We start from the raw sequence: 12521 nt of genomic DNA on the forward strand, positions 1-12521 counted from the left end.
GTATAAATCTCACTTTCTATAAATTATGCTATACGCAAAAATTATGCTGTACGCAGTACCTTATTTATCGTTTAAGCAATCGATACCGGGCAGAACGATACCTTCCAAGAATTCTAAGGAAGCGCCGCCACCGGTAGAGATGTGGGTAACTTTATCGCCGAAGCCAAACTGTTCCACAGCTGCTGCAGAGTCACCACCGCCGATGATGGAGATGGAATCGCTCGCTGCAATTGCTTCTGCCACGGAGATGGTACCTTTTGCAAAGTTGGACATTTCAAATACGCCCATAGGTCCGTTCCAGATAACGGTTTTTGCATTTTTTACAACGTCGGAGAATAATGCGATGGTTTTTTCACCGATGTCCAAACCTTCCCAGTCAGCGGGAATTGCTTTGGAATCAACGGTTTTGAAGTTTGCATCGTTGGAGAAGCCGTCTGCAACAACGGTGTCAACAGGCAGATACATTTTTACATTTTTTGCTTCTGCTTTTGCCAGCAGTTCTTTTGCTAAGTCTAATTTATCGTTTTCGCAGATGGATTTACCGATTTCATAGCCCTGTGCTTTTAAGAAGGTGTATGCCATACCGCCGCCGATGATTAAGGAATCAACTTTTTCAATCAGGTTGTTGATCACGCCGATTTTATCGGAAACTTTTGCACCGCCTAAAATTGCAACGAAAGGTCTTTCGGGGTTGGATAATGCTTTACCCATGATGTCGATTTCTTTCTGAATCAGGTAACCGCAAACTGCAGGTAAGTAATCAGCAACACCTGCGGTGGAAGCGTGTGCTCTGTGTGCGGTACCGAATGCATCGTTTACATAAACTTCTGCTAAAGAAGCCAATGCTTTTGCAAATTCGGGATCGTTCTTTTCTTCTTCTTTATGGAAACGAACGTTTTCTAAGCAGATTACGTCGCCGTCTTTCATATCAGCTACTAATGCTTTTGCGCTGTCGCCAATAACATCTTCAGCTAATTTTACTTCTTTGCCTAAGATTTCGGATAATCTTTTGGTAACGGGAGCTAAGCTATATTTCATATTGAATTCGCCCTTGGGTCTGCCCATGTGAGAGCACAGAATTACTTTTGCGCCCTGACCCATTAAGTATTTGATGGTGGGTAATGCACCGTTGATTCTGTTTTCGTCGGTGATATTTTTGTTTTCATCCAGGGGAACGTTAAAGTCACAACGAACCAGGACTTTTTTGCCTGCTACCTGAATATCTTCGATAGTCTTTTTCATGAGAGTGTGTCTCCTTCTGTCTTATATAATATAAATTTTTATGCATTCCAAACAAGCAGACAAAATCTGCCATATACTATATTACTACATTTTTTTATAATTTTCAAGTGGAAATTTTAATTTTTTAAAATTTTGTTACCATTTTATCAATATTTTGGTTTCGGGACAGAAAAATTATACAAAAGTCCCGAAAAAACAGCGTGTATTTTTACACCTTTTCTATTGATTTTTTTGGGAAAATCTGTTATAATAAAACCAACTATGTAATCAATACGAGGATGCTATGAGAAAATTCACCGTTAACCGCAATGATGCGGGCTTACGACTTGATAAATTCATCAAAAAAGTGCTGAAATTTGCTCCCGATTCGCTGATCTATAAATACCTTCGCAAAAAACGGATTAAAGTGAACGGCAAAAAGGAAGAAATCTCCTATAAATTAACTGAGGGAGACGTGCTGGAATTCTACGTGAATGACGAGCTGTTTTTTGATGCCGAGGAAAACGAAAATTCTTTCTTAAAAATCAAACCTGACTTAGATATTGTGTATGAAGATGAAAATATTATGCTTCTGCACAAAAAAGTGGGGGTTGTGGTACATACCGACGAGAAGGAAAATTTCAATACTTTAATTTCTCACATTCTCTCCTACTTATACCAAAAAGGTGAGTATAACCCCGACGAGGAGCTCTCCTTCCGCCCTGCCCTTTGCAACCGCATCGACCGAAACACGGGCGGCATTGTGATTGCTGCAAAAAATGCAGTGGCACTAAGAGCAGTGAATGAAGCCATCAAGCAAAATGAAACCGAGAAAAAATACTTATGCTTGGTCAACGGTTTTCTAAAAAAGAAAGAAGCCACTATGACTGCTTATCACTATAAAGACGAAGTGAAAAAACAAGTCTTTGTGTCTGATCATAAAAAAGACGGCTACAAGGAAATGATTACCAGATATCGGGTGCTAAAAGAAACCAACTTACATAATTGCCCCGTGTCTTTGGTGGAAGTTCACTTAATCACGGGCAGAACCCATCAGATTCGTGCCCATTTTGCCCATATCGGACATCCCTTAATCGGAGACGGAAAGTACGGCAGAAACGAAACCAACAAAAAGTTCAACGCCAAATATCAGTATCTTTATGCCTATCGGTTCCGTTTCACCCTAAAAGACAAGGAAAATCCGCTTTACTATTTGAACGGACGGATTTTTGAGATTGATAAAATTCCCTTTATGGAATGGGAAGGACTAAAAAAATAATCTTTGATGATTTTTCACCTTCAGCATAGGAATGTAGAGGCTGACGTCCCCGACAGCCCGCTGATGTAACCTACGGGACGCCCGGGAGGTCGTCCCCTACAATATGAACTTTCCGAAAGGAATTACCAAAAAATGTTAGAACGCTTACAGGATTATTTAACAAAGCAAAATATCACCCCGACGGACGAAATGATGAATCGTTTTCAGAAGTTCTCAGATTTGCTCAGAGAATGGAACGAAAAAATCAATTTGACCGCCATTACCGAACCCGATGAAATTGAACTCAAGCATTTCATCGACAGCCTGACCATTTTGGAAACAGGAAAGGTGCAAGGTTCGATGATTGATATCGGATGCGGTGCAGGATTCCCCTCCTTTCCGTTAAAAATCGCACGTCCCGATTTAGACGTCACTTTACTGGATTCGTTAAATAAAAGGGTGCTGTTCCAGAATGAAGTCATCAAGGAATTAAACCTTACCGACATCCACACCGTTCACTCCCGCGGAGAAGACGGTGGCAAAAATCCCGACTTAAGAGAACAGTTTGATATTGCCACTGCAAGAGCAGTTTCCTCTCTTCCCTCGCTGATTGAACTGTGTATCCCCTTTGTGAAGGTGGGCGGATATTTTATTGCTTTAAAAGGTTCCAGTGTGGAAGAGGAAATTGCCGCTTCCAAAAAGGCATTAAAAGAACTGAATGCCGAAATTGAAACGGTACTTTCCTTTACTCTTCCCCACTCGGAAGACAAACGAAACATCGTGGTGATAAAAAAGCTGGCAAAAACCTTGCCAAAATACCCCCGAAACGCCCCAAAACCCATTAAGCAACCGCTATAAGAAAGGACTACTATTATGTTTATTGATATTAAAAACAGACGAGAAGTGTTCTGGGAAGATTCTATGATTATTCCCGAACATACCACCGCAGAGCTGAAACTACATAACCCCGTAAAAAAAGAACACATTCTCACCTTTGATGCACCCTGGGAAACCGCAGGGGTTGGCTATGCAATCACCGTAAAAGACGGCGACTTATTCCGAATGTATTATGTGTGTGAAGTTCCTGAAACCTTCGGCGTGTATTCCACCCGTGTGGTTTGTATGATGGAATCTTATGATGGCAGAACCTGGACCCGTCCCAACTTAGGTCTGCACGAATGCAACGGAAGCAAAGAAAACAACATTATTTTGGTGGCTCAAAAAAGCGAAACCTTAGAAGAACCCTTTGATAACTTCTTTGTGTTTATTGACGAAAATCCCGATTGTAAGCCGGAAGAAAAGTTTAAAGCCCTGGCTCTTTGCCGCAACTTAGAGGAAAAAGAACACATTCACTGGTTAAGCCCCCGTGAACTGTGGTTATACACTTCTGCCGACGGCATCCATTTTACAAGAAACCGCTTGGTGGTGGATTCCGACTTTGTGGGCAGAGGCGGATTTGACAGCATCAATACCGCTTGGTGGGACAAAGACGACAACAAATACCATTGCTTTGTGCGTGTGTTTATGAAAGACAGAGTTCGTGACATCAAGTATATGGAATCTACTGATTTTCAAAACTGGTCCGAACCCATCCTTTTAAACTACGGCGAAAGCGAAGAATACGAATTATACACCAATCACATTATGAAATATTACCGTGCACCTCACATGTTTATCGGGTTCCCCGAACGGTATATTGAAAGACCGTCTTTGGGCAAAAACTTTGAGCAGATGAACGGCGAAGAAGGGGCTCGTTTACGAAAAGAACGTGCCGAAAATTTATCCCTTCGCATCGGTACCGCTGTGACGGAAGGTATCTTTATGTGTTCCCGTGACGGTTTAAACTGGAAACGCTATGACGATATGTTCTTCCCTCTGCAGCAGGAACATACCCATAACTGGGCATACGGGGACTACAGTTGCCCTATGTATCCTTTCTTAGAAACCGATATGCCTGCCCCCTGGGATGGCAAGGAAATCTCCTTCTATGTACCCGAGGGTTCCTTCTCTCCCAATCCTCATAAATTATACCGTCATTCGATCCGTTTGGACGGTTTTGCATCTTACCATGCAGACTATGACGTGAAACAGGTTACCACCAAATCCATTCTGTTTACGGGAAATGAGCTCCACTTGAACTTCTCCACCTCCGCTTTAGGCTGGATTTACGTGGATGTGCTGGATGCCAACAACAAACCCTTAGAAGGTTGGCACAGCTGTGAATTATTTGGCAACACCACCGACAGAACCGTATATTTTGGTGATTCCAAAGACGTATCGTCCTTACAGGGCAAAGTCATCCGTCTGCGCTTTACCATGCGTCAGGCAGACATTTACTCCTACAAATTTGAATAACTGATCAAATTACTATACCTAACAAGACAAAAGAAAGGGACACACTATGTTTATTGACATCAAAAACAGACGAGAAGTTTTTTGGGATGATTCCATGATTATTCCCGAACACACCACCGCAGAATTAAAACTGCATCACCCTGTGAAAAAAGAATTTGCACTTGCCTTTGATGCTCCCTGGGAAGCAGCAGGCGTGGCTTATCCCATGACCGTAAAAGACGGCGACATCTACCGTATGTATTACGTTGCATCCCGCCCCAATATGCACGGGGCAGTGGGTACCCGTATTGTTTGTATGATGGAATCCACCGACTATGTCAACTGGACCCGTCCCAACGTTGGTCTTCACGAATACGAGGGCAGCACCGACAACAATATTATTTTGGTAAACTCCAATAACGATGACTACGGCGAACCCTTTGATAACTTCTTCGTGTTTATTGACGAAAATCCCGCTTGCTTACCCGAAGAAAAATACAAAGCCATTGCACTCTGCTACGATTACCACAAGCACAACCGTACCCATTGGCTGAGCCAACGTGAAATGTGGTGCTACACTTCTCCCGACGGCATCCATTTTAAACGAAGCTTTTTGGTAATGGATTCCGACACTGCAGTCCGTGGCGGATTTGACAGTCAGAACGTGGCATGGTGGGATAAAGAAGACCAAAAATATCACTGCTTTATCCGTGTGTTTATGAAAGATAGAGTGCGAGACATCAAATATATGCACTCCACCGATTTTAAAAACTGGTCAGAGCCGGTGCTGTTAAACTATGGCGAAAGCGAAGAATATCAGCTTTATACCAACGAAATTATGAAATACCCCAGAGCGCCCCATATGTTTATCGGGTTCCCCATGCGCTATGTGGAACGAACCTCTTTAGGCAAAAACTTTGAGCAGATGGGTGGCGAAGAAGGAAAACGTCTCCGCTGGGATCGTGCCGAAACCAAAGAATTAAGAATGGGTACCGCTATCACCGACTGTCTGTTTATGTGTTCCCGTGACGGGATGAACTGGAAACGTTATGACGAAATGTTTTTAGAACGGGAAGAAGAACATCCCTATAACTGGTCCTATGGTGATTTTTCCACCCCCGTTTATCCCTTTATTGAAACCAAAATGCCCGAACCCTGGGAAGGAAACGAACTTTCTTTCTTTGTGCAGGAATTTGCGCGTCCCGGGCTCCCGGCAAACTTGTACCGTCATTGTATCCGTTTAGACGGCTTTGCTTCCTACCACGCAGATTATGATGTGAAACAAGTTACCACCAAATCCATCTTATTTACAGGTAACGAACTCCACTTAAACTTCTCCACCTCCGCACTTGGCTGGATTTATGTGGATGTGTTAGACGCCAACAACAAGCCCTTAGAAGGCTGGCATAGCTGTGAATTATTTGGTAACACTACGGACAGAACCGTGTATTTTGGCGATTCCAAAGATGTGTCATCCCTGCAGGGCAAAGTAATCCGTTTAAGATTCACCATGCGCAGTGCAGATATTTATTCTTATAAATTTGAGTAATCCAAAAAAAGGAGAAAAACCATGCTTCATTTAATACCCACCCCGAAAACTCTGGTGGAAATTCCCGTTATTTTGAAAAAGAAAGAGCTCTCTTTGGCTTGTGCATTAGCCGATGCAAGACTCCAAAAAGCTGCAGAAAAACTGCCTTTGGCAGAAGGTGGAATTCCCCTCTATATTTCTTATGAAGAAAAAGGCACCGAAGGTTACACCTTAACCTTAACCAACGAAAAGGCTGAAATTATCGGTGAAAGTGCTCAGGCTGCTTTCTACGGTATTCAGACTTTACGTCAGATTTTCACCCATGATAGCATCAACGAATTAACCATTTCCGATGCTCCCGATATGGGATACCGCGGGTTCTATCACGACACCACCCGAGGCAAAGTGCCCAAAGTGGAAACCTTAAAAACATTGATTGACCAGATGGCATACTACAAATTAAACTCTCTGCAGTTTTATGTGGAGCATTCCTTTGATTTCAAAGAATATGCAGGCACCAAAGAAAAAACAGGTTACTTTACCGCAGAAGAAATCAAAGAACTTGATGACTACTGCTGGGAAAACTTTATTGAGTTTATTCCCTCCTTATCCTGCTTTGGTCACTTATATGAACTATTGCAACAGCCCGAATATCAGCATTTAAGAGAATTAGACACTTTCGAGCAGGAATATATGACCTGGTGGGAACGAATGGCGCATCACACCATTGACCCCACTAACCCCGAAAGCTTTGAGCTGATTAAAAGCTTAATCGACCAATATATGCCCTTATTCCGCAGTAACAAATTCAATATCTGTTGCGACGAAACCTTTGACTTGCAGATTGGCCGTCACTGGAATGGCAATGCAGGAAATCTTTACATTGAGTTTGTAAAGAAACTGGTAAATTACCTGCAGTCCAAAGGCAAAACCGTGATGATGTGGGCAGATATTCTGCTCCATCACCCCGAAGTGATTTCCGAATTACCTGCCGATGGTATTGAATACTTAAACTGGTGGTATGAACCCGAAATCCACGAAAACGATATTGAGCTCTTTGAAAAAATGCAAAAACCCCAAATCGTTTGTCCTGCTACCTGGAGCTGGGAAGGCGTTGTGGAATGGGTGGAAAAAGAAGAAGGCAACATCTGCAATATGATTAACGCAGGTTACCGCCACGGTGCTGACGGTGTGTTAAACACCAACTGGGGCGACTTCGGAAACCCCTGCACCATCGAACTGGCTCTTTACGGTATGGTGTTGGGCGGTGCAAAAGGCTGGACCGTTGCTACCGAACCCACCGACGAATTTAAAGCAGATGTGAACCATTTGCTTTACGAAAATGAAAAAGGTTATCACTACTTAAGAACCTTAAGTGACTGTCAGAAAGATTTACGTTTCACCTTTGTGGCAAACGCTTATTCCAACATTTTATACACCAAAAAACGTCTGTTTGACGCTCCCTCTCCCGAACGTGTGGAAGAAATCAGAACCATCTGCAAAAATGTGATGGACGAATTATCCAAACAGAGCTGGAAGCAGGATGAATTCCGCAAACAGATGGTCATCTCCGCAGAAGGTATTATGGTGATGGACGAACTTCTTGCCAAAGCGGCAGGATACGCCATCGAAAGAAAATCCGATACCAAAGCTTGGCTGGAAAAATTCTCGGAAGACTGGCTCAAAAAGAACAAAAAGAGCGAGTTAGACGCAGTAATGGATATTTTCTTAACCTTAGACAAACACTATAACTAAACACAACAAAATACATTTAAAAAAATATCCACCCGCTATGCGAGTGGATATTTTTTTATATCAAATCAATTATTTTGAAAAAAATGCAATGGCAACAATGCCGGGGCCTGCGTGGGTACCGATGGTGCTGCCCATTAAGATGGATTCTTTGGGAGCGTTGCCGTCTTTCCAAAAATCTTTGGTCTGTTCCAAGAATAATTTTACCCCTTCGTCACTCTGACCGCTATGTCCGAATAACACAGGTTTGGTGTAATCAATTTCACCCACTTTTTTAATTTCTTCAATCAGTGCCTGATTCCCCAGTTTCGCACCTCTTGCTTTAGAAATCTGATGAATGGCACCGTCATATACTTTTACGATGGGTTTAATATTTAATAAACCGCCCACCAAGGATACCACGCCGGAAATTCTGCCACCCATTTTTAAGTATTTTAAGGTGTCTACCATCGCAATGATATATAATTTATCTTTGATGGAATCCAAAATATCTTTGATTTCTTTGGCAGATTTTCCTTCTTCTACCAAACGAAGAGCATATTCAACCATAACGCCGGAGCCAACTGCAACATTACCGGAATCTACTAAGTAAATATTGTCGAATTCTTTGGACGCAATATGAGCACTCTGGCAGGTGCCGGAAAGACCTGATGCCACAGTAATTACCACAGCTTCGTCTCCTGCATCAGTAACTTTCTGAAACTCATCCCGAAAGGCTTCAGGAGTTACCTGAGAAGTGGTAGGAAGAGTTTCCACGGTTTCTAATCTTTTATAAAATTCTTCGTTGGTAATTGTTACGCCATCAATAAATTCTTCTTCACCAAAACGAACGGTCAAAGGAATTACGGTGGTCATCGCTCTGCGATCTGCCATTAAATTGGCGGTGGAATCAATAATAATTCTTGTTTTCATAACAATTTCTCCTATCTTACAATCCTTCTTTACTGATTGCCTGCAGATTTTTGGCAATCACCTGCAAGGCATAGTAAAAATGTTCACGCTCTTCGTCGCTAAGACCGCTGCCGCCCTTTTCTACGGCTAATTTAATACGTTCTCTGAGTTCATATGTGGCTTTTTTCCCTTCTTCGGTCAAACGGATTTTTGCGCGATAAGCGCTTCCGTTTTCCATCTCTCTTACCACCAAACCTTTTTTCTCCATCTCGGAAATTACACGGGAAGCCTCTGCTTTGTCCCGATGACAAATCTCACAAAGATTGGTGCAGGTAAGCCCTTCTTTACTTTTATAGAGAGCAATCATATATACCGCTGCTCTGCCCTTTAATCCAAGGCTTTTCAACTCTTCATTGGCGATTTTATTCCAAGAGGAAGTAAGTTGTGCCAAACCCAATGAAAAAATTTCAAAACGTCCGATCATAAGATTGTCGCCTCACAAAAATAGACTTGTTGATTTTTCAACAAGTCTATTCTAGCATACTAAAATTGAAATGTCAACATCTATACGCTAATTTCTTCCACTATTTTCAAAATTTTATAAGAATCATAAAAATTTGCGGATGTCCATTGCCAGTGTTTCCTCCAAATCAATGAGTCGCTTGGTGATTCTTTTGGATTCCTCATCTGCCGCCCGATACTGATTGAGATACATATGAAGAGATTTTACCCCCATATTACAACCGTCGGTCATCAAATCTGCGATGGTTTGATCAGAAGCGTTCATCATCAGCTTCACATTGGTTTTTAGCCAGGACATTCCTTTTGCAACAAAAGCAGGATCCTTTCCGTCATCCTGATATTTGTCCAACAGCTTTTCCAAATCGCTTTCCAATTCTTCGTGACGTTTTTTACACTGCTCCAACAGGGTTTTCAATTCCCCGTCCCCCACCAAAGGAAGCACATCCGCCAGCGAAGAAATCCCCATTTTCACTCCTGCATCACATTCCCGAAGAAGTTTTATGGTATCTTGTTCTACCATGTTCTCACAACCTTTTTTTATGGAGTATTCCACAGAATAAATTTTTTATTCTTCCTAGAAAAAAACAATTGCACTTTTTTATGCATCTGCTTCGGTAGGCGCATTTTTTCTGTTTTATAAGGGGAATCGGAAATATAAATCTGCTCTTTTCCTTCTCCGTATATATTGTTCATAGCAGTATTTTTTCATCTCATCCTGCCAAGTGTTCCCAAAAACACACTTTGCTTGACAACAAATTGCCGTTATGCTATACTTGTTTATGAAAGGAGTTGTTTTTATGAAACAGAAACTCAAAGGCCTTTTGATCGGACTCACCCTTGGTGCAGTTATTTCTTCCACAACTGCATTTGCAGCAAACGAAACCATTCCAAAAGATATCACCTACCGCAACATTAACATTGTGATAGACGGTAACGAAATCACCCCCACCGATGCCAACGGCAACTACGTGGAACCTTTTATTATGGACGGCACCACTTATCTTCCCGTAAGAGCAATCAGCAATGCCCTTGGGAAAGAAGTTTCCTGGGACGGCGACACCGCCACCGTTTATATTGGGGAACAACCTTCAGAAAACATTGATATTGTGGGGAATTACACACTGATAACAGCCGAAACAAACGGTCAACCTATTGAACTAACAAATGACATCATACAACTGTTAACCTTAAGAGCAGACGGCACAGGTGACTACGGTCCTGAAATGGCTCAGGTTCCCGTTTTCTGGACCAAGGATGGAAACAACATTACCTTAACCTCTCCTTTTGTATCCAAACCTTTTGTTCTAACTATGGAAGGTAATCAGTTAAAAGGTGAAACAGACAGTATCGTTATGACTTTTATCAAAACCGGCTATATTATCACCCAACCTGCCGAACCGAAAGAAACCACTTCTGGACCAAATGCCAATGTGCAGAAGGAACTTGCATACAGAGATATTAAAATCGTAGTAGACGGCAACGAAATCACCCCCACTGATGCCAACGGCAACTACGTGGAACCCTTTATTATGGACGGCACCACCTATCTGCCCGTAAGAGCAGTTGCCAATGCTTTTGGAAAAGAAGTTGGCTGGGATGATACCAACAGCACCGTTTACCTGGGAACACAACTCGCAGAAAGCAACAATGTTGTGGGAACCTATGTTATGGTAAACCCTGACCCCGCCTCCACTGAAAGATTCACTCTCATCTTAAAGGAAAACTATAAAGCTTCTATCTCAGACGGATATGATACAGCACATATAACCTGGTATCAAAGAGGAAACACCATTACGCTGGTACCCCCGAGTGGTAATGGCGACTCTATTACCCTGATCATAGACGGCGACCGATTGATCTCAGGGGAAGAAGGAGATGAAGGAGCTTTTATCAAAGCAGTTTCTCTTCCGAATCCGATGGCACAAGTTACCATGAAAACTGTTACCGTGGATAAAACCGATGCCAACAAACCCATCGTGACCATCGAAATGGAAAACGGCGGAATCATTAAAGCAGAGCTGTATCCCGATGTGGCTCCCATCACTGTGGAAAACTTTATTTCCTTAATTGAAAAAGGCTTCTATGACGGTTTAACCTTCCACAGAAACATTCCCGGCTTTGTGATTCAGGGTGGCTGTCCCGTTGGCAACGGTACCGGTGGACCCGGCTACACCATCAAAGGTGAATTTTCCTCCAACGGCGTGAAAAACGACCTGAAACATACCCGTGGCGTTCTGTCTATGGCAAGAGCAATGGATCCTGATTCTGCAGGCAGTCAGTTCTTTATTATGCATGCAGATGCGCCTCACTTAGACGGCGAATATGCAGCTTTCGGTAAAGTCATTGAGGGCATGAACGTGGTGGATACCATCGCCAACTCCGGCATGTAATATCAAATAAAACACAATCAAAAAAGCATCCTTTCGGATGCTTTTTTGTTGCCGATATTCATTATAAAATATGCGAGACTGCCACGCTCGTCTGTCTCATAACCCGATTATTTTTATGTAGGTTCGTTTCTTATAATGATATGTGAGCCTTGCCTAAGCAAAGCCACATAAACTTCTTCCCTATTCACTATTACTTATTACCTACAAAAAATCCTTACAACCATTTTTTAGGGAAGAGTGAAGAAGAAATAGGTAAAAAGTAAAAATCCCCATACTTTCGTATGAGGATTTTTTGGTTGCGGGAGGCGGATTTGAACCACCGACCTTCGGGTTATCACTTCGTGCCGGTTTGCGGTGCCCAAAACTGCCAACGCTTCGCTGCTCGCTCGACGCAGTTTTGACCGCTGCACCAATGGTCACTCTCTCGGACCGCCTCGCGGCGTTCGTGACCATTGCCCAACGAGCCACGCTCGTCGGTCTCATAACTTCCGTTTCTCATAAATCATAACCACTAGTAAACTAGTGGTTTGACCAGCCCCTAGAAGGGGCTATTACAGGCTTAACCCCTCAAAGGGGCATTGAAGGCTTGACACCGCATTACAATTACAGGCAGCCGCTCACGTGC

10 protein-coding genes are annotated in these 12521 nt (G+C 42.6%); 6 read left to right on the forward strand and 4 right to left on the reverse strand.

What is annotated here, in order from left to right:
* Nucleotides 1-60: 60 nt before the first annotated feature.
* On the reverse strand, nt 61-1242 hold the full coding sequence (gene pgk / locus E7413_07400; GenBank protein ID MBE7019683.1) for a phosphoglycerate kinase: 1182 nt from the start codon (nt 1240-1242) through the stop codon (nt 61-63).
* A 283-nt stretch (nt 1243-1525) separates the two neighbouring features.
* On the opposite strand from pgk, the gene E7413_07405 reads away from it, so the two are divergent.
* The 5 genes from E7413_07405 to E7413_07425 all read left to right on the forward strand — a co-directional run bounded on the left by E7413_07405 (nt 1526) and on the right by E7413_07425 (nt 8096).
* Nucleotides 1526-2500, forward strand: a complete 975-nt coding sequence (locus E7413_07405) for an RluA family pseudouridine synthase (GenBank protein ID MBE7019684.1) — start codon at nt 1526-1528, stop codon at nt 2498-2500.
* Nucleotides 2501-2632: 132 nt separating this feature from the next.
* Nucleotides 2633-3337 carry a 16S rRNA (guanine(527)-N(7))-methyltransferase RsmG gene (rsmG, locus tag E7413_07410; GenBank protein MBE7019685.1) on the forward strand — a complete coding sequence of 235 codons (705 nt, stop codon included), beginning with the start codon at nt 2633-2635 and terminating at the stop codon, nt 3335-3337.
* A gap of 15 nt (nt 3338-3352) precedes the next feature.
* Complete coding sequence (locus tag E7413_07415) at nt 3353-4834, forward strand: hypothetical protein (GenBank protein MBE7019686.1); 1482 nt, start codon at nt 3353-3355, stop codon at nt 4832-4834.
* Between the two features lie 46 nt (nt 4835-4880).
* The gene (locus E7413_07420) at nt 4881-6362 is read left to right on the forward strand and encodes a hypothetical protein (GenBank protein MBE7019687.1); all 1482 of its coding nucleotides are present in this window, start codon (nt 4881-4883) and stop codon (nt 6360-6362) included.
* A gap of 21 nt (nt 6363-6383) precedes the next feature.
* Entirely contained in the window at nt 6384-8096 is a 1713-nt protein-coding gene (locus tag E7413_07425) for a hypothetical protein (GenBank protein ID MBE7019688.1), read from the forward strand.
* A gap of 69 nt (nt 8097-8165) precedes the next feature.
* Here E7413_07425 and E7413_07430 read toward each other — a convergent pair whose 3' ends face one another.
* The 3 genes from E7413_07430 to E7413_07440 form a co-directional block, all read right to left on the reverse strand.
* A complete protein-coding gene (locus tag E7413_07430; GenBank protein MBE7019689.1) occupies nt 8166-9005 on the reverse strand; it encodes a DegV family protein in 840 nt (279 codons plus the stop codon).
* A 16-nt stretch (nt 9006-9021) separates the two neighbouring features.
* Complete coding sequence (locus E7413_07435; protein MBE7019690.1) at nt 9022-9468, reverse strand: winged helix-turn-helix transcriptional regulator; 447 nt, start codon at nt 9466-9468, stop codon at nt 9022-9024.
* A gap of 123 nt (nt 9469-9591) precedes the next feature.
* Nucleotides 9592-10026: a hypothetical protein gene (locus E7413_07440; GenBank protein MBE7019691.1), complete on the reverse strand. Its 435-nt coding sequence runs from the start codon at nt 10024-10026 to the stop codon at nt 9592-9594.
* A gap of 244 nt (nt 10027-10270) precedes the next feature.
* Here E7413_07440 and E7413_07445 point away from each other — a divergent pair, with 244 nt between their 5' ends.
* On the forward strand, nt 10271-11896 hold the full coding sequence (locus tag E7413_07445) for a hypothetical protein (GenBank protein MBE7019692.1): 1626 nt from the start codon (nt 10271-10273) through the stop codon (nt 11894-11896).
* Nucleotides 11897-12521 lie beyond the last annotated feature (625 nt).

This window comes from Oscillospiraceae bacterium (genome assembly GCA_015068645.1).
GTDB lineage: Bacteria > Bacillota > Clostridia > UMGS1840 > UMGS1840 > SIG452.